Origin of the sequence: Nannocystis sp. (assembly GCF_016714285.1) — a bacterium.
Classification (GTDB): domain Bacteria; phylum Myxococcota_A; class Polyangia; order Nannocystales; family Nannocystaceae; genus Nannocystis.
In genome coordinates, this window is sequence record NZ_JADJNN010000008.1 from 164,934 (window position 1) to 182,879 (window position 17,946).

Here is a 17,946-nt window from a genome sequence, read left to right on the forward strand (position 1 = left end):
GGCGGGCCAAAGTTCGGCCCCAGAACGCCGCTGTGCGGGGTCGCTGTGGCCGCCGCTGCGGCCCTCGCATCGCGGTGACGGGACTTCAGCTCGGTGCGGCCGAGGTGTGATCGTGGACGATGCGCCAGCCCGCGTCGGTGCGCAATAATGCCAGGCTGAAGACCCCTCCACGGGTCTCGTGCGAGGGCTCGAGTGTGAGGCGCCAGCGGCCGAGGACGACGGCGCCGCCCGGGCCGAGGGCGCGGACGTCGAGGATCGCGAACTCGAGCCGGCCCATCGTCTGTCGGTCCGCGCCGTAGCGGGCCTGGTAGCGGGCCCGCGTCTCGGCGAGGCCGCGACGGATCTGGCCGCCCGAGGTGAACACGAGATCGGGGCCCGGATCGTAGCCGCGCAAGAAGCCCTCGAGATCGCCGCGGTTCCACGCGTCCTGCTGCGCGCGCAACAACTCGAGGATCGCGGCCCGGTCGCGTTGCCAGTCGGACCCTCGCGTGGCGTGGGCGCAGGCCAGGCCTGCGGCGAGCACGAACGCGAGGCCTCGCATGGCCGGCGAGGATACCGCCTGGGCGGCCGAATGCCGGGGTCTGTGCCGAGGTGTGCTGCATGTCACACGCGCGGAGACAGGCTGCGGGGGCCCTCCTACCCTGGTATAGCTAGGTCCCCGCGATGGCTGTGCCGCTCGCTACACGGATCCTCTCTCGCATCGTCGCGGTGCCGCTGCAGCGGCCCCTGTTGGTGCTCACGGTTTCGGGCGTGCTGGTCGCTGTCGCGGCTTACATCGCCTCGGGGCTCGGGGTCAGCACCTCGCGCTTCGGGCTGGTGTCGGCCGAGAACCCGGACCAGGCGCGGATGCTCCGCTTCTATGAGCGCTTCGGCAATCCGGACGCGCCGGTGCTGTTGATCTCGGGCGGCACGCCGGAGCAGCGGCAGGCGCTGATCGATCCGCTGACGACGCGGCTCGAGCAAGATCCAGGGCTCGCGGGTCGCGTGCTCGCGCGGGTCGGCCCGGAGGAGGTCGCCGAGGTGCTGTTGCTGCAGCAGCCCGAGGCGTTGGCCGAGGTCGCAGCGGGACTGCCGAAAGGGTTGCCGCTCGCCGATCTGATCGAGGGCGGCGCGCCGGCGTGGTTCGCGGCGATCGAGCAGCAGATCCAGGCCGGGCTCGACGGCAGCGCGCCGGCGCAGGCGCCCGCGAAGGTGGCCGAGGGCCTGCGCGGGCTGGTGAGCATGGCGAGCAGCTTCGACGCCTATCTCGCTGGCGAGGACGTCATGGCTCGCCTCGCGGGCCAGGCCCCGGCGGTGCGCGGCCGGGACGCGCGCGGCTACCTGACCACCGTCGACGGCGAGCACCACGTCGTCACCATGTTCCCGCGCTTCGCCGGCGACGAGGTCTCGGACGTGGCGCCGACGGTGCAGCGCATCGAGGCGATCAAGACCGAGGTGTTGGCGGAGGCGCCGGCGGGCGTGACGATCAAGCTCACGGGTCTGCCGGCGATGATCGTCGACGAGCAGAAGATGTTGCAGCGGGGCATGCTCAAGTCGAGCGTCGCGTCGGCGCTGGCGATCGTGCTGCTGTGCCTGGTGATGCTGCGTTCGTTGCGGCAGATGTTCATCGCCCAGGTGCCGCTCATCTACGGCGTGGCGCTGACGCTGGCCTACGTGCGCCTGGCGTACAGCAACCTGAACCTGATCACCTCGAGCTTCGTCGCGGTGCTGCTCGGGCTCGGCATCGATTTCGCGGTCCACGTGATCTACCGCTTCAACGAGGAGCGCCGGGCCGGGGCCGACAATCGCGCGGCGATCGAGGCCTCGGTGGTCCAGACCGGACCGGCGATCGTGGTCGGCGCGCTGGTCACCGCGGTCGCGTTCCTGTCGACGCTGCTCACCGAATTCACCGCCTACGCGGAGCTCGGCCTCATCACCGTGATCGGCCTGGTGTGCATGGTCCTGACCTCGCTGCTGGTGCTGCCGGCGCTGCTGCTGCGCCGCGCCGGTATGGGCGTCGCCAAGGTGCAGAAGGAGCCGCCGGGCTTCGCGGCGCTGACCCGCTTCATCGCCAGGTTCCGCGTTCCGCTGCTCCTGCTCGGCCTGGCCGGCGGGGTCGCGGGGGCGATCGGGCTGCCGCGGATCGGCTTCAACTCGCGCTACTTCGACTTCCTGCCGCCGGGCACCGAGAGCGCCCAGGCGATCGACGTGCTCGAGCACGACCCGCTGATGAGCCCGGTCTACGCCGAAGTGACGGCGCCCGACGTCGCCACGGCGCAGGCGATGGCGACCCGGCTGCGGGCCCTGCCGGAGGTCGGCGGCGTGCAGACGGCGAGCGACCTGCTGCCGGTGCTCGACGAGGCCCGACTCAAGGCCCTGCGCGGCGGCCTCGCGGCGCTCGACCGGGCGCCCGACTTCGCCAAGCTGGCGGCCGTACGGACCACGCCGGAGCAGCTCGCGCCGAAGGTCGGCGCCATCGTCGACGCGCTCGACGAGGTCCGCTTCGGGGTCGACCAGGCTGGGCAGCCGACCGCCGACGTCGACGCCGCGATCGCGGCGTTCCGCGGGCTCAAGCAGCGGCTCACGTCGCTCGACGAGGCCGGCAAGCAGCGGCTCGCCGACGTCGGTCCGCGGCTCGCCGGGCCGCTCGGACGGGCGGTGACGACGGCCCGCGCGGTCGCCGAGCGCGGCAGCTACGCCGCCTCGGACCTGCCGCTGCTGTTCCGCGAGCGCTTCGTCGCCCGCGACGGCTCGGCGCTGGCGCTCTACGTGATCCCGTCGGGCTCGGCCTGGGACGGCGCGAACGGCCGGGCCTTCCACGCGGCGGTCGCCGCCGTGGACCCCGACGTGTCGGGCCTGGCGATCAACATCAACTTGCACGAGACGATGATCGTCACCGGCTTCCGCCAGGCGGCCGGACTGTCGGCGGTGCTCATCTTCCTCATCGTCGTGGTCCAGCTCCGCGGCCTGCGCGACGCGGCGCTGGCCCTGATGCCGACCGCGCTCGGCTGGCTGTGGATGCTCGGCGTGATGGCGGCGATCGGGCTCAACTTCAACGTCGCCAACATCGTCGCGCTGCCGCTGGTGATCGGCATCGGCACGGCCTTCGGCGTGCACCTGATGAACCGCGCGCAGGGCAGCGCCGCGGCCCACGGGGTCGCTCGCCTCGAGGATCTGATCCGCGGGACCGGCGGGGCCGTGGTGCTCTCGGCGCTGACGACGATCGCCAGCTTCGCCGCGCTGATGCTCGGCGACTACGGCGGGCAGAGCCTGTTCGGCCTGACGATGGTCATCGGCATCAGCGCCTGCCTGCTCGCCAGCCTCATCGTCCTGCCGGCCCTGCTCGCGGTGCTCGGGCGCGCGAAGTGAGGCGGGCTCAGGCGCCCAGCAGCTCGCGCGTGGCCGCGATGATGCGATCGATGCTGCCGGCGAGGGTGTGACCGTCGTCGACGAGCTCGAGGCGGACCTCGGGGTACTCGGCGGCGAAGTCCTCGCTGACCCGCGCCGGCACGACCTCGTCGCCGCGCCCGTGGATGATGATCGTCGGCGCCGGCGGGTAGAGGCGCATGCGGTCGGCCGGCGGCTCGAAGCGCAGCAGCGCCGGGGCGCACAGCAAGAGGCCGCGGACCCGCCCGCCGGCCTCGACGTGCTGGATCGCGGCGCACAGCGCCGCGATCCCGCCGTAGCTCGAGCCGACCACGACGGCGTCGTCGTGGGCGCGCAGCACCGGAAGCAGGGTGGCGACCCGGGCCGCGAGGTCCTGGCCCTGACAGTCCGGTGAGATCGGGGCGAGGCCGGCGGCGAGCAGGGCCTGGTACTTGCGCCCGTGCGGGCTGCTCTCGAGTCCGTGGCAGAAAATGACAGGCACCTGGACAGGCATGCGCGCCCCAGTGTGCCGGAGATCGGGCGCGCCGGGTGCTGACCCGCGGGCGCCGGACTTGTTACTGTGGGCGCTGCGATGGACCCGTCCGAGCCCACGCCCGCGAAGCCGCGGCCCGAGGTCGACCTGCAGGCGACGGGCTACTTCAAGGCGCTGCCGACGAGCTCGCGGGTGGCGGGGCTGTGGTCGCAGCTGGGCCTGCTGATCGGCGACCGCCTGGCCCTCGTGATCCGCGACGACCACGTGTTCCTCATCCTGATGGCGGCGGTGGTCGGCGTCACCAGCGGGGCGGCGGCGGGCGCCCTGCTCGCGTGGATCGGCTACGCCTTCGAGCTGTTCCCGCGCGACGAGGGCGGCGACCCGCTGCTGCGCTGGGCCGTGGTGGTCGGCGTACCCGTGCTCGGCGGGCTGCTCGCGGGCGGGCTGCACTTGCTGCTGCGCCGGGTGATCCGCCAGCCGACGGTGCTCGGGATCCCGGCGGTGATCGAGGCGATCGCCCGCGGCGGCGGTCGCATCGGCGGGCGCCAGGCGGTGGTCGTGGGGGTCGGCACCGGCATCACGATCGGCAGCGGTGGATCGTGCGGGCACGAGGGGCCCTCGGTCGCGATCGGGGCCGCGGTCGGATCGGTGCTGGCGCGCTTCTTCGGCCTGCGGATGCGCTGGCACCTGTCGATGGTCGGGGCCGGCTGCGCGGGCGGCCTGGCGGCGGCCTTCAACGCGCCGCTGGCGGGGGTCATCTTCACCGTCGAGATCGTGTTCGGCGGGGCGATCGGCGGCAACGTGGGCACGATGTCGGTGTTCGTGCCGCTGATCGTCGCGGCGGTCGCGGGGACCCTGACCTCGCACGCGATCCGCGGCGAGCACCTGACCTTCCACGCGGTCCAGCACGGCGACGGCATGCTCGCCGAGATGCTGTTCTTCGTGGCCCTCGCGGCGATCGCCGGGGTGGTCGGCACGGCCTTCGGGCGGGCCATGATCGTGACCACCCGCTGGTTCGATCAGCTGCGCGCGCCGCTGTGGGTCAAGCCGGCGATCGGTGCGCTCGGCGTCGGCTTGCTGGCGGCGCTGGTGTCGAACGAGCTGCTCGGCGCGGGCCACTCGACGCTGGCGCGCGCGCTCGACGGCAGCCTCGGCTGGAAGCTGGCGCTGACCCTCGGCGGGCTCAAGCTGGTGACCACCGCGATGACGGTCGGCAGCGGCGGCTTCGGCGGGGTGTTCATGCCGTCGCTGTACGTGGGGGCGTGCCTGGGCACGGTGGTCGCGGTGATCGCCGAGGCGGCGCTGGGGCCCGGGGTCGAGAGCGCGGGGGTCTACGCGCTGGTCGGGATGGGGGCGATCTTCGCGGCGACGATGCACGCGCCGCTGACCCCGATCGTGATGATCTTCGAGCTGACGCAGGACTACGCGGTGATCCTGCCGCTGATGTTGGGCTGCATCCTGGCGGTGTTCGTGGCCCGCCGGACCTACCCGCTCAGCTTCTTCAAGGACACGCTGCGCAGCCGCGGGGTGATCCTCGGGCACGAGGCGGAGGTCGAGGTGATGAAGCGCGGCCACGTCGCCGACCTGATGCTGCCGGCCCCGGCCGTGCTCGCGTCGGCGGCCGACCTCGAGACGATCCGCAAGGCCAGCCTCGAGGCCGACATGCGCGCGACCTTCGTGGTCGACGACGGCGGCGCGGTGATCGGCTTCATCAACGGCAACCAGCTGGCGCGCCGCATGCTGACCGGCGAGCTGCACGCGGGCTCGACCGCGATCGACGTGATGGGCACCGCCGGCCTGCCGTACCTGTACACCAGCGACACCCTCGCCGGCGCCATGCTGGCCTCGGCTCGCTCGGGCATGGAGGTGCTGCCGGTGGTCGACGACGAGCGCCACCTGCTCGGCGTGCTGCGGCGCGGCGACCTGCTCGCGCACTACAGCGACAAGGTGCTCGGCGAGCAAGAGGAGGCGGTGCACCTGCACGGCGAGGGCGCGCCGGGCCACGAGGTCGGGCTCGGCAAGGGCATCATCCTCGAGCACCTGGTGGTCAGCCGGCGCTGGGCCGGGCGCAGCCTCGCGGCGCTCGACCTGCGCGGCGAGACCGGGGTCACCGTGCTCGAGTGGTTGCGTGGCGACGCGGTGCTGCCGGTCGACCCGAACGCGGCGCTGCGCGAGGGCGACGTGCTCGCGGCGGTGGGGACGCGCGAGCAATTTCTCAAGGCGCGGCGGCTGCGGTGAGGCTTCAGCGGGCGCGCGCGCAGCCGAGGAGACCGGGGCGCACGACGATCGGGAGGTCGAGCGGCTGCTCGCGCAGCTCGCTGACATCGAAGCCCGCGGCGATCAGGTCGGGCCGCGGGTCGCGGGTCGGATCGCAGCCGCCGAGGCACAGCTGCCAGGCTGGACGGAGCAGGCGCTGAGCCAGGCGCAGCGGGCCGCGGGCGGCGGCGATGTGCTCGGCCAGCAGCAGCGGCGCGCCGGGTCGCAGCAGGCGGCGGGCCTCGGCCAGCAGCGCCGGGACGCGGCGGGCCGAACACAGCACGAAGGTGATCACGACGGCGTCGAAGGACGCGTCGGGCAGCGGCAGCGGGCGCGCGCCGGACTGCACGATCACGGTGGAGGGGCGGCCCCATTCGGCCAGGCGGGCGCGAGCGTGGGCGGCGAGGCCCTCGCTCGGCTCGACCGCGACGAGCGAGGTGACAGCGGCGGGGTAGTGCGGGAGGTTGGCGCCGGTGCCGAAGCCGATCTCGATCACGCGGCCCGAAGCGGGGGCGAGCAGCTCGCCGCGCAGCGGATCGACGCCTCGCATCCCGCGATCGAGGATCCGCGCCAGGAGCTGGCGCTCGTACCACACGCCGAATCGTCCCCGGGCCATGCGCGAGGCTACGGCTAGGCGCGCGTGACGTGCAAGGCCGCGGCGCGCAGGCCCACGGCCAGGAGCACGAGGCCGGTGCCGGCGATCGCCCAGTCGAGGCCAGTGGTGCTGCCGGCCGCGCTGCCGGCCGCGATCGCGGGCAGGAAGCCGAGCAAGGCGAGCGCTCCGCCGAGGCCGGCGCCCACGTGGAGCAGGACGTCGCTCGGTCGGCGCAGGCGAGTGGAGGGCAGGGCGCCGAAGCGACGGCGCCGGAGCCAGCGCAGGCCGAGCACCAGCGCGGCGATCAGCGCGAGCTGGGCCGCGAGCCAGAGGGCGATGTGACCGATCAACGCGGCGGAGCTGCCAGTCGAGCGCGGGGCGCTGTGGGTCGCACCGACCAGCGCAGCGAGGCCGAGCAGGACGAGCAGGGCGAGCGACAGCCGCAGCTGACGCAGACGCTCGCGCAGGGCGGCGTGGCTCCCAGGTTGCTGCGCTGCGGCGGTCAGGGCGTGAGCATAACGCCAGGATGGTCAAGCGCGGCCCCCGGTGGTAAAGCGCGGACGTGAGCACCCCCGCGAAGCCTCAAGGCGGCCCTGGCAGCGTCTTCCTGATCGACGGCAGCAACTTCATGTTCCGGGCCTTCCACGCCCTGCCGTCGCTGACCTCGCCCGCGGGCGTCCCGGTCAACGCGCTGCACGGCTTTGTCCGCATGATCCAGGCGCTGCGCAAGGAGTTCGCGCCGGAGGTGTTCGTCGCGGTGTTCGACCATAGCGGGCCGACCTTCCGCAACGCGCTGTTCCCCGACTACAAGGCCCACCGTCCGCCGCCGCCCGAGGACCTGATCCCGCAGATGCCGCTGGTACGCGGGGCCACCACGGCGCTCGGGCTGCCGGCGATCGAGGCCGTCAACTACGAGGCCGACGACATCATAGCGACCTACACGATGCAGGCGCAGAAGCTCGGGCGTCGCGTCGTCATCCTGTCGTCCGACAAGGACCTGATGCAGCTGGTCGACGACGGCAGCGAGACGCGCCCGCCGGTGCTGCTCTACGACACGATGAAGCAGAAGCTGCTCGGGTCGGCGGAGGTGCTGGAGAAGTGGGGCGTGCCGCCGGCCCAGCTCGGCGACCTGCTCGCGCTGACCGGCGACAGCTCTGACAACATCCCCGGGGTGCCCGGCATCGGCCCCAAGACGGCGGCTGGGCTGCTCGCCGAGTTCGGGTCACTCGAGGCGCTCCTGGCCGCGGCCGGATCGATCAAGCAGGCCAAGCGCCGCGAGGTGCTGCAGGCCAGCGTCGCCGCGGCCCGCCTCAGCCGCAAGCTCGTGGAGCTGGTGCGCGACGTGCCGGACCTGCCGCCGCTCGAGAGCCTGGTCGACCATGGTCCGAACGCCGAGGTGATGGACGCCTTCTTCGCGCCGCTTGGGGTGCGCTCGCTGTCGGGTCGCTCGGCGCGGGCCGTCGCGGCGCAGGCGGGTCGCGGCCCCGAGGGCCCGCTCGAGCTGCGGCCCGGCGCGCCGCTGGTCCTCGATCGCACGCGGCTGCGGCTGTTCCGCGCCGCCGACGAGGCCGCGCTGAAGGTGTGGATCGCCGCGGCCCTGGCGAAGGCGAGCGAGCTGGCGCTGCAGGTCACGGTCGACGTCGGCGACGCGACCCAGGCGCATCTGGTCGGTCTGGCGATCGCTCCGCACGCGGCCGCGGCCGATGAATCGGGCGACGAGATGTGGCCCGCCTACATCCCGGTCGGGCACACCGGCGACGCGCTGCTGGCCGGGCAGTTCACGCGCGAGCGGGCGCTGGAGCTGCTGCGGCCGCTGTTGACGGCGCTGCCGGTGTGGGCCCACGCGGCCAAGTTCCAGGCGATCGTGCTGCGCCGCTTCGGCGTCGAACTGCCGCGGCTCGCGGGCGACCCCAAGCTGGCCTCGTACACGCTCGACCCGGCGCGCGCGAGCCACAGCCTCGCCGAGCTGGCCAAGGACCTGTTCGCCTACACCACGCTCACGCACGAGTCGGTGCTCGGCAAGGGCAAGAAGGCGGTGTCCTTTGCCGGCGCGCAGATCGATCAGGCGGCCGCGTACGCGTGCGAGCGGGCGCTGCTCACCGGCCAGCTCGGGCGCCACCTGCGGGCCTCGCTCGACGCGGCCGGGCCCGCGATCGCGGCCCTCTTCGACCAGCTCGAGATGCCGCTGTCGCGGGTGCTGGAGAAGCTCGAGGAGCGCGGGGTCGCGGTCGACATCAAGGTGCTGGCGGCCCAGGGCAAGGCGATCGGCGCCGAGATCGACAAGCTGCGCGCCGAGATAGAGGCCGAGGCCGGCCACCCGCTGAACCCCGACTCGCCGCTCCAGCTGCAGAAGTTCCTGTTCGAGGAGCGCGGGCTCGAGGCGACCAAGAAGACGAAGACGGGCTACAGCACGGACGCCGCGGTGCTCGAGGAGCTGGCGCAGCTCGACCCGATCGTCGGGCCGATCCTCGAGTACCGGACCCTCACCAAGCTGAAGGGCACCTACATCGACACGCTGCCGCAGGCCGTCAACCCGCGCACCGGTCGGCTGCACACCAGCTTCCGCCAGGCGGTGGCGCAGACCGGGCGGCTCTCGAGCAAGGACCCGAACCTGCAGAACATCCCGGTCCGCACCGAGATCGGCCGGCGGATCCGCGAGGCCTTCGTCGCCGGACCGGGCAAGGTCCTGGTCGCGCTCGACTACTCGCAGATCGAGCTGCGGATCCTGGCGCATCTCTCGGGCGACAAGAACTTCGTCTCGGCCTTCCGCGATGGCGTCGACGTCCACCGGCGCACCGCCGCCGAGGTGTTCGCGGTGCCCGAGGCCGAGGTCACGCCGGAGCAGCGGCGCGTGGCCAAGGCGGTCAACTTCGGCGTGATCTACGGGCAGACGGCGTTTGGCCTGTCGCGCTCGCTCGGCATCCCGCGCGGCAAGGCGGGCAGCTACATCAAGGCGTATCTCGAGAAGATCCCCGGCATCACGCGCTACCTTGACGAGCTGGTCGACATCGCCGACCAGCGCGGCTACGCCGAGACCATCTTCGGGCGGCGGCGGCGGATCCCGGAGCTGGCCCGCAAGGGCGCGTCGCGCAACTACGGCGAGCGGATCGCCCGCAACACGCCGATCCAGGGCAGCGCGGCCGACATCATGAAGCGGGCGATGATCGCGGTCGAGGCCAGGCTCGGCGAGGTGACGTGGGCGCAGATGCTGCTCACGGTCCACGACGAGCTGATCTTCGAGTGCGAGGCGGCCCGCGCCGACGAGCTCGTGGCGATCGCGCGGCCGCTGATGGAGCAGGCCGCCGAGCTCAGCGTGCCGCTCCACGTCGACGCGGGGCGCGGCACGAGCTGGGCGGCCTGCAAGGGCTGATCAGGAGATCACAGGCCGCAGTCGGCGCCGCAGCTGCCCATCACGCACATGTACGCCGCGAGGACGACCGGGTTCATGAACGGGTCGACCATGCACTCGCCCAGGCAGGTCATTGGATCGCCGCCCATGCCGACGCACTCGAACACGCAGGCGCAGTCCTGATCGGCCTGGCAGGCCGTGGCCTGGTCGCAGCAGTTGGCCTTGGTGCAGCTGGTGCAGGGGTCGTCCTGGGGGTCGGGCATGCACTGGTCGATGTTGCCGGTGCTGCCGCCGCCGGTGCTGCCGGGGTCGGTGTCGGGGCCGCTGGTGGTGACCGGGTCGGTGCCCGCCGAGGTGCTGTCGCCGCTGGTGGACTGACCCTCGCTGACGCCCGACGTGCTCGCCGATTCGCCGGTGGTGGTCGGCACGTCGGTGGTGCTGGAGGCCGAGGCGCTGGTGGTGCTCGCAGCTTCGGTGGCGCCGCTGCTCGAGCCGGCGCTGCTGGTGTCGCCGGAGTCGCCGCAGGCGCCGAGGCAGACCAGAGCAGCGAGGGTGGAGGCTAATCGGTAGGAAGATAGAACATGCATGCGGCGAGTGTACGGGTCCGGACCCGCCCAGACCACTGCCACGATCGCAGGCCGGTGCCAGCGTCACGCCTCGCGCGCCCACTCGCTCTCGAGCGCGGCCCAGTCGACCTCGGCCTGGAGGCGCGCCAGCACGGCGTAGAGTCCGAAGCGCAGGCGAAACAGGAACAACATGCGACCGGGGAGGCGAAGGTTGATGATGGCCCGCTTGTCCCGCATGACGCCGGGGCCGGCGAGGCCCGCGTCGGGCGCGATGCGCCGCTTGCCTGGCGCCAGCAGCGGGGCGAAGAAGGCGCGCAGCAGCTGGCGCACGTGATCGCGACCGTGCCTGTCCTTTGGGGCATGTCCGCCGATCGCCGCGATCGCGGCCAGGAGCTCCGGCTCGTCGTCGTCGCGGGTCGCCGCGGCCAGGCGAGCGAAGCCTCGCCGCATCGCGGGGTCGAAGCGGCGGACGCAGCCGAAGTCGTAGACGACGATGCGGCCGTCGGGGAGGAAGGCGAAGTTGCCGGGGTGGGGGTCGGCGTGGAACAGGCCGTCGCGGTAGAAGCTGCGCAGCCAGAAGCGGAACAGGGCCGCGCCGGCGGCGTCGCGCTCGGCCTGCGTGGGTGCGCCGGCGAGGAAGTCGGCGAGTGAGCGCCCGGGCGTCCAGCGGGTGACGAGCACCGACGCGGCGCACAGCTCGGTGATCACCTCGGGCACCACGATCACCGGGTCACCGGCGAAGGCGCGGGCGAAGTGCCGCTGCTGCTCCGCCTCGCCCAGGAAGTCGCACTCGCCGAGGAAGGCCTCGCGCGCCTCCTCGATGCAGTCGCGGATCGACGCGGCGCCGGAGACCGCGGCGAACAGCTTGCCGACGCCGGCGGCGCGGAAGTCGGCCGCGATCGCGGCCTCGATGCCGGGGTGGCGCACCTTGATAGCGACCTCGCGGCCGTCAGGGAGCCGCCCGCGGTGGACCTGGCCGATGCTGGCGACGGCGATCGGGGCCCGCTCCATGCCCGCGAGCAGCAGGTCGGCGCGCTCGCCCAGGGCCTCGCGGAGGCGGGCCTCGACCGCGGAGAACTCGGTGCAGGGCGCGGCGGTCTGCAGCAGCGAGAGCATGCCCTGCAGCTCGGGCGGCAGGCTGGCGTCGACGTAGCCGAGCATCTGCCCGGCCTTCATCGCCACGCCCTTGAGCCCGCCGAGGCGGGCGACCAGCTCGGCGATCGCCTCGGGGTCGAGGTCGTCGCCCCGGCGCCCGCGCAGCAGCGCCGAGCCGAGGCCCACCGCGCTGCGGCCGGTCCGCCACATGCGCCCGATCGTCGAGGTCGGCACCGCCTCCGCCTGTCCAAGCATCCGCGCCCGCAACTCCGCCGTGAAATTTTCGCTGGTCATGCGTCCTCCTGATGTTCCCAAGATGTGATAGTCACTATCATGTGAGAGTGACTACCAAAAGTCCAGACGAGAAACCGGCGGCGAAGATCGACGGTCGGGCGCGGCGGCGGCTGGAGTCGATGGCGCGGATCCAGGCCGTGGCGCTCGATCTCTTCGAGGCGCAGGGCTTCGAGCAGGTCTCGATCGAGGCGATCGCCCGCGCGGCGGAGGTCGGCCCGGCGACCATCTACCGCAACTTCGGCAGCAAGGAGCGCCTGGTCCTGTGGGACGAGTACGACCCGATGCTGCTCGAGGCGATCGCGGCCGAGCTGGCCGAGCACGAGGTGCTCGCGGCGGTGCAGCGGGCGCTGGTCGGGTCGCTCGCCGCGATCTACCGCGACGAGCGGGCCCGCATCCTGCGCCGGGGTCGGCTCATCCGCGCGACGCCGGCGCTGCAGGTGGTCGCGGCCGCCGACGCGGTCATGCTGCGGCTGGCGCTCGAGCAGGTGCTGCTGGCGTCGCGCCGCGCCGCCGACCCGCTGGCGGCGCGGGTGTTCGCGGGGGCGATCGTCGCCACGATCGTGGCCGGGGTCGATCGCTGGCTCGACGGCGAGGGCCGCGAGCCGCTCGCGCGCTGCTTTCAGCGGACCATCGCCCACCTGCGTCGACTCGCCCTCGCCTGAGCGCAGGCGTGGTCGATGGCGAGGGCCCGGGCCGCGACTCCGCCCATCGCCCGCGTTCGCTGTTCTGCGGGCACGCACGGGCACGTGGCCGCGCCACTGGCAGATGCGCCGCGCTCCTGATAGAGCGCTCTGCATGATGATGGAGATGTTCGGCGGCGTGTTCGTGATGATGCTGTTCGCCTACAGCCTCGTGCCCCTGTTCCCCTTCGTGTACGTGCTGCTGCGCTGGCGGCAGGCGCGAGAGGGCGGCGCCCCGGATCCGCAGCTCGGGCTCAAGGTGGCGGTCTACTACTTCATGACGATCGGCCTGCACGTCGTGCTGATGGCGCTGGCGCTCGGGCTCTACGGGCTCATCGTCGATCGCGCCCCGGAGAGCATGATGCGCGCGGCGGCCGGTCTGCTGCTCGGCGGCGGGATCGTGTACGGCCTGCACCGGGCGATCCTCAGCCGCGTGGTCGATGCGGCGCGGCGGGCCAACGTGGCCCGCGTGTTCGCGGGGCTCAACGTGGTGCTCTGCGGGCTCATCGGCATGGGCGCGTTGATCGGCACCAGCGTGCTGCTGCTGCAGGAGCACGTGCCGGAGGAGGCCTTCAAGGTCGCCGGTGTGGTGATGGTCGTGTACCTCGGCGCGTGGGCGCAGCAGGCCCGCGTCCTGATCGGGATGAGCGAGGCCGCCTGATCGCGCGCGACGCGGGCGAGGTCCAGCGGGCTCGCAAATTCCTCGCGCGCCCGCTAGCTTCGGGCGCGTGAGAAGCCCGCAGGACCTGCCCGTCACCGTCGAGGCCGCCGCCGCCGTGTTGTCGCGGGTGGCGATCCCGGACGCGCTGCTCGAGGTGGCGCAGATCCTCCACGACGCCGGGCACGAGGCGGTGCTGGTCGGCGGGGCCGTGCGTGACGCGTTGCTCGGGCGCACGCACGGCGACTGGGACCTGGCCGCGAGCGCCACGCCGGCCGAGGTGCAGGCGTTGTTTCGCCGGACGATCCCCACCGGCATCGAACACGGCACCGTCACTGTCGTGCACGGCCGCGGCGACCTGCGCCTGCACATCGAGATCACGACCTTCCGCGGCGAGGGCAGCTACGAGGACGGCAGGCGCCCGAGCGAGGTCCGCTTCCTGCGCGCGCTGGCCGACGACCTGGCCCGCCGCGACTTCACGATCAACGCCTTCGCCTGGAACCCGATCACGCGGGTGTTCACCGACTGCTTCGCCGGCCTCGCCGACCTGCGCCGCGGGCTGCTGCGTGCGGTCGGCGATCCGGCGGCCCGCTTCGGCGAGGACGGGCTGCGGGCGATGCGGGCGGTGCGGCTGTGCGCGACCCTCGAGATGCGCCTCGAGGAGGGCACGGCTGCGGCGATCGGCGGGGCGCTCGAGATCCTCGACCGGGTCAGCCGCGAGCGGGTGCACGTCGAGCTGTTCAAGCTGCTGGCCGCGCGCCGGCCCTCGCTGGGCCTCGAGCCGATGTACGAGACCGGCATCTGGCCGCGCGTGCTCGGGCCGGTGTCGCGGGTCGAGGCCGACGCTGCGATCTCGGCGATCGAGCTGATGCGGCCCGACCCCGTGGTCCGCCTGGCGCGGCTGCTGTGGCCGCTGCGCGAGCAGCGGGGGCAGATCGAGGCGATCGTCGACGGGCTCAAGCCGAGCCGCGACGAGCGGGCGCGGCTGCTCTCGCTGACCGACCCGGCGATCGCGCCGCTCGGCCGCCTGCGCGACCCGCTGGCGATCCGGCGGCTCGCCGCGGCGCTCGGCCGGCGTCACCTCGCCGACGCCACCGACCTGCTGGCGCGCGAGTGGGCCCAGCTGGTCACGATCGAGGAGGCGGTCCGCGGCGCGGCGCTGGCGGTCGGCGAGCTGGCGATCGGCGGCAAGGAGCTGGTCGCGGCCGGCATCGCCGCGCCGGGGCCCGGGCTCGGCAAGCTGCTCGCGGCGCTGCTCGACTGGGTGCTCGAGGAGCCGGCGCGCAACACCGCGGACCTGCTGCTGGCTCGGGCCCGCGCGCTCGCGGCGTGACAGTCGACGAGCGCTGCTGCGAGGTGTCCCCAAGGCCCGCGTGCGAGCGGCGGCATTCGACCCTCGACGCTCGCTGCTGCGAGGTGTGCCCGGGGTGTGCGCTCGCGGCGTGACATGTCGGTTGGGACATGTCCGCCGGGACATGGCCTTCGGCGCAGGCGTGTCAGCTGCCCTCGAGGTGGGCGCGCTGGACGATGCGGGCGTCGAGGGTGAGGTAGCCGCGCGGCGGGCCGATCAGGCGCAGGGGGCTGAGCTCGACGCTGATCAGGCGGCCGGATGTCCCCGGGGACAGGTCGCGGTCGAAGTGCTGGACGAGGGCGTCGAGGCGCAGCAGCAGGGCGGCGAGCTCGGCGACGCCGGGGTCGCTGGCGCGGCGCAGGGCGGGCACGCGGGCGAGCACGGCGTGGGCGAGCAGGCGGGCGTCGGCGGGGGCGAGCGGGGCGAGGGCGAAGCAGGGCTCGGCCGGCGGCGACAGGCCGAGGGCGCGGCCGAAGATCGCCATCTCGCCGGTGTGCAGGCGGATCGCGCCGCAGTGCAGCTCGAGGCCCTCGGGGGCCTGCTCGGCGACCAGCACGCCGTCGAGGTGGGCGGTCGGCGCGTGGGTCTCGACGTTGTGGACGATCGTCGCGTAGGCGCGGCGGACCGCGGCGCTGGTGGTGAGGCCGAGGACCACCGCGCCGAGCTCCTGCTTGCGCCGCAGGTCGGGGCTGACGGCCTTGAGCACGACGGGGTAGCCGATCGTGTCGGCGTACTGGGCCGCGCCGCTGGCCGAGCTGGCGACCGCCTGGCGCGTGATCTCGACGCCGAAGCCGCGGAGCACGACCTTGCTCTCGTGCTCCGAGAGCACCTGACCGGCGCCGCGCAGGACCTCCTCGGCGCGGGCGATCGCGGCGGGGTCCTGCTGCGGGGCTGCGAGCTCGGGCGCGGCGGCCAGGAGGGCGCGGGTCTGCCGGCGCCGCAGCAGCGCGGCCTGGGCGAGGAAGGCGGCCGTCGGCGCGGCGAGGCCTGGGCCTGGCAGCGGCGCCTCCATGCCGACGGCGGCGCCGAGGGTCGGCAGGGCGCGGCGGGCCTGGGCCCAGCGGGCGAGCAGGCCCGGATCGTGGCTGTCCTCGGGGACAGGTGCAGGCGGCGCACACAGCAGGGCCAGCAGCTGCGGGCTCGGGAACAGCGGGCCGGTGAAGCGCTCGAGCGCGTGGGCGGCGACGGCGGCGGCGAGGCTGGGGTCGCGGGGGAGGTCGAGGCGGGCCGGCGGGAGCCCGAGCGGGACGATCGCGTGCTCGGCCGCGTCGCCGGCCGCGCGGGCCCAGCGGGCCCAGCCCGGGTGCAGGCTGGCCGCGGCGACGAAGCCGAGCGCGCGGGTGCCCGCGAGCTGCGGGTCGGCGAGCCACAGCGGCCACCACGGCGGGGTCGGGCAGGCGGCCATGCGCACGCCCGCGGGCAAGGCTGGCGCTTGGGACAGGTGATCTGTCCGCGGGGACAGGTCGGTGGAGGCTGGCGCTTGGGACAGGTGAGCTGGCGCTTGGGACAGGTCGTCGGAGGCGGGGTCGGAGGCGAGGGCGGCGAGCAGGGCGGCGAGCTCGGCGGGGGCGGTGGCGCAGGCGACGGTGTCGCCGGTGGGGCCGATCTGCAGGCGGGCGTCGGGGCCGAGGAGCAGGGTGTCGGGGAGGGCGGGGAGCGAGCCGGGCTCGGCGGGGCCGGTGACGACCAGGAGGGCAGGGGGGCGCTCGCGGAGGGCGCGGAGCAGGGCGGGGCCGAGGCTGTGGACGACGACGACGAGGGCGCCGTGGTCGCGCACGCGGCGGGCGAGCTCCGCGTCGCGCAGCAGCTCGCCGGGCAGGCGCACGTGCGGGGCGGCGGCCTCGGCGATGAGCGTCGCCGTCGCGGCGGGCGCGAGCAGGGCCTGGAGCGCTGTCGCCGGCGGCGTCACTCCTCAGCCCCTCTAGGCCAGGACGGGCTTCCACAGGTCGCTGTGGAGCTGCTTGATCGCCTCGGGCCAGGGGCCGGGGACGACCCAGTCGGCGGCCGACCAGCTGGCGTTGAACTGGCCGTCGGCGCCGGGGAAGTACATCACGCGCGCCCCGGGGCCGCGCTGGCGCAGCACCTCCGGCAACCCGCTGGCCGCGTTGCTGAGCCACAGCAAGGTGCCGCTGTCGTGGTGCTCGAGGTACTCGGCGGGGGCCTGGCGCGCGCCGAGCGAGCCGAGCTGGGCGCGGGTGCTGGCGTCGAGGTCGTGGCTGGCGAAGAAGCGGAGCGGGCCGCGGCCGGCGTGGCCGTCGAGGCGGGCGACCCAGTCCGGGAGGTCGACGAGGCTGGCCTCGTTGTCGTACTCGGCGTCGATGATCGAGGGCAGCTCGTACCAGGGCAGGGTGCCGGCGACGATCGAGGTGACGGCGGCGAGGTTGTCCCACTCGATCGCGGGGTCCTGCAGCCAGGTGGTCTCGGTGGGGCCGCCCGCGAGGCCCTCGGCGGCGGCCAGGCCCTCCTCGGTGTGCGGCACGAACACGACCAGCGGCCGCAGGCGCTCCTGCAGCGGGCGCATGCCGGCGGGGCCGCAGAAGGTCAGGAGGTCGGCGCCGTAGCGGCTGACCGCGCCGATGACGAACTGGTCCGCGCGACCGGCGTCGCCCGGGCAGACGGCGGTGATCGAGGCGCCGCGATCGCTGGCGATGTCGCGGGCCAGACACAGCGCGGCGGCGCTGCCGGGGTGGATCCCCTGAGGAGTTCGCTGCGCGTAGACCAGGATGTGAGCCATTACTCTAGACCGTGTTTGCGCTTGATGAGCTCGAGCTGCCGGGCGTACTCGATCTCGAAGGTGCTGGTGTTCTCGCTGAGGTGCTTGAGGTGGCGGCGGACCTCGCGGTCGATGTCGTCGTCGGCCTGCATGTGCCTGCGCAGCAGCTCCTTGAGCTTCTTGCGGATCGCGGTGTCCTCCGCATAGACCTCGCTGACGAAGCTCGAGCGCATGAACAGCTCGAGGAGCTGGCTGCAGATCCAGGTGACCGACTCGTCGCCGATGCCGAAGTCCTGCTCCTCGGCGATCGTGCGCTTGGTCTTGAACAGATCGGAGTAGGGCAGGTGGCGCCGCTCGAGCTCGTCCTTGGCCCGGTTGGTGATCTCGCGGTCCTTGCGGAGGTACTCCTTGAGGATCGACTCCACGTCGCGCTTGAACTCGTCGCGGTCGCTGACCTCGAGGTCCCCGGAGTCCACGAGTGTCTTGTTCACGGCTTCGACGATGGTGTTGATCTTCGCTGGAAAGAGGCGCATGGGGATGGCCCGCAGGAT

At 73.4% G+C, this 17,946-nt stretch carries 15 protein-coding genes; 6 read left to right on the forward strand and 9 right to left on the reverse strand.

The genetic code is table 11. The annotated features are described in order from the left end of the window. Nucleotides 1–85 precede the first annotated feature (85 nt). Nucleotides 86–541, reverse strand: a complete 456-nt coding sequence (locus IPJ59_RS15835) for a YybH family protein (protein WP_293252150.1) — start codon at nucleotides 539–541, stop codon at nucleotides 86–88. A gap of 122 nt (nucleotides 542–663) precedes the next feature. Between IPJ59_RS15835 and IPJ59_RS15840 the strand changes: the two genes are divergently transcribed. Then, on the forward strand, nucleotides 664–3,348 hold the full coding sequence (locus IPJ59_RS15840) for an MMPL family transporter (protein ID WP_293272351.1): 2,685 nt from the start codon (nucleotides 664–666) through the stop codon (nucleotides 3,346–3,348). Between the two features lie 7 nt (nucleotides 3,349–3,355). Here the strand turns inward: IPJ59_RS15840 and IPJ59_RS15845 are convergent, their stop codons facing one another. Beyond that, nucleotides 3,356–3,859 carry an alpha/beta fold hydrolase gene (locus IPJ59_RS15845; protein ID WP_293252154.1) on the reverse strand — a complete coding sequence of 168 codons (504 nt, stop codon included), beginning with the start codon at nucleotides 3,857–3,859 and terminating at the stop codon, nucleotides 3,356–3,358. 78 nt (nucleotides 3,860–3,937) lie between these two features. Here IPJ59_RS15845 and IPJ59_RS15850 point away from each other — a divergent pair, with 78 nt between their 5' ends. Continuing rightward, nucleotides 3,938–6,076: a chloride channel protein gene (locus IPJ59_RS15850; RefSeq protein WP_293272352.1), complete on the forward strand. Its 2,139-nt coding sequence runs from the start codon at nucleotides 3,938–3,940 to the stop codon at nucleotides 6,074–6,076. A 4-nt stretch (nucleotides 6,077–6,080) separates the two neighbouring features. Here IPJ59_RS15850 and IPJ59_RS15855 read toward each other — a convergent pair whose 3' ends face one another. Further along, complete coding sequence (locus IPJ59_RS15855; protein ID WP_293252158.1) at nucleotides 6,081–6,710, reverse strand: class I SAM-dependent methyltransferase; 630 nt, start codon at nucleotides 6,708–6,710, stop codon at nucleotides 6,081–6,083. A gap of 14 nt (nucleotides 6,711–6,724) precedes the next feature. Then, a complete protein-coding gene (locus IPJ59_RS15860) occupies nucleotides 6,725–7,039 on the reverse strand; it encodes a hypothetical protein (RefSeq protein ID WP_293252160.1) in 315 nt (104 codons plus the stop codon). Between the two features lie 212 nt (nucleotides 7,040–7,251). Here IPJ59_RS15860 and polA point away from each other — a divergent pair, with 212 nt between their 5' ends. Continuing rightward, on the forward strand, nucleotides 7,252–10,059 hold the full coding sequence (gene polA, locus IPJ59_RS15865; protein WP_293272353.1) for a DNA polymerase I: 2,808 nt from the start codon (nucleotides 7,252–7,254) through the stop codon (nucleotides 10,057–10,059). An 8-nt stretch (nucleotides 10,060–10,067) separates the two neighbouring features. Here the strand turns inward: polA and IPJ59_RS15870 are convergent, their stop codons facing one another. Then, nucleotides 10,068–10,625 (reverse strand): hypothetical protein, encoded by a 558-nt coding sequence (locus IPJ59_RS15870; protein ID WP_293272354.1) that lies wholly within the window; start codon nucleotides 10,623–10,625, stop codon nucleotides 10,068–10,070. Nucleotides 10,626–10,688: 63 nt separating this feature from the next. Next, complete coding sequence (locus IPJ59_RS15875; RefSeq protein ID WP_293252166.1) at nucleotides 10,689–11,993, reverse strand: ABC1 kinase family protein; 1,305 nt, start codon at nucleotides 11,991–11,993, stop codon at nucleotides 10,689–10,691. Between the two features lie 47 nt (nucleotides 11,994–12,040). On the opposite strand from IPJ59_RS15875, the gene IPJ59_RS15880 reads away from it, so the two are divergent. The 3 genes from IPJ59_RS15880 (at nucleotide 12,041) to IPJ59_RS15890 (ending at nucleotide 14,664) form a co-directional block, all read left to right on the forward strand. Beyond that, nucleotides 12,041–12,655, forward strand: coding sequence for a TetR/AcrR family transcriptional regulator (locus IPJ59_RS15880; RefSeq protein WP_293272355.1), 615 nt, complete (start codon nucleotides 12,041–12,043; stop codon nucleotides 12,653–12,655). Between the two features lie 133 nt (nucleotides 12,656–12,788). Continuing rightward, entirely contained in the window at nucleotides 12,789–13,334 is a 546-nt protein-coding gene (locus IPJ59_RS15885; RefSeq protein WP_293252170.1) for a hypothetical protein, read from the forward strand. A 67-nt stretch (nucleotides 13,335–13,401) separates the two neighbouring features. Next, nucleotides 13,402–14,664, forward strand: a complete 1,263-nt coding sequence (locus IPJ59_RS15890; protein ID WP_293272356.1) for a CCA tRNA nucleotidyltransferase — start codon at nucleotides 13,402–13,404, stop codon at nucleotides 14,662–14,664. Nucleotides 14,665–14,827: 163 nt separating this feature from the next. On the opposite strand, the gene IPJ59_RS15895 is transcribed toward IPJ59_RS15890, so the two are convergent. The 3 genes from IPJ59_RS15895 to IPJ59_RS15905 are packed head-to-tail and all read right to left on the reverse strand — an operon-like array spanning nucleotide 14,828 to nucleotide 17,928. Then, the gene (locus IPJ59_RS15895) at nucleotides 14,828–16,591 is read right to left on the reverse strand and encodes an acetate--CoA ligase family protein (RefSeq protein WP_293272357.1); all 1,764 of its coding nucleotides are present in this window, start codon (nucleotides 16,589–16,591) and stop codon (nucleotides 14,828–14,830) included. A gap of 12 nt (nucleotides 16,592–16,603) precedes the next feature. Continuing rightward, nucleotides 16,604–17,416: a hypothetical protein gene (locus IPJ59_RS15900; protein ID WP_293252176.1), complete on the reverse strand. Its 813-nt coding sequence runs from the start codon at nucleotides 17,414–17,416 to the stop codon at nucleotides 16,604–16,606. After that, nucleotides 17,416–17,928: a DUF507 family protein gene (locus IPJ59_RS15905; protein ID WP_293252178.1), complete on the reverse strand. Its 513-nt coding sequence runs from the start codon at nucleotides 17,926–17,928 to the stop codon at nucleotides 17,416–17,418. Before IPJ59_RS15905 ends, IPJ59_RS15900 begins: the two co-directional genes overlap by 1 nt. Nucleotides 17,929–17,946: the final 18 nt, after the last annotated feature.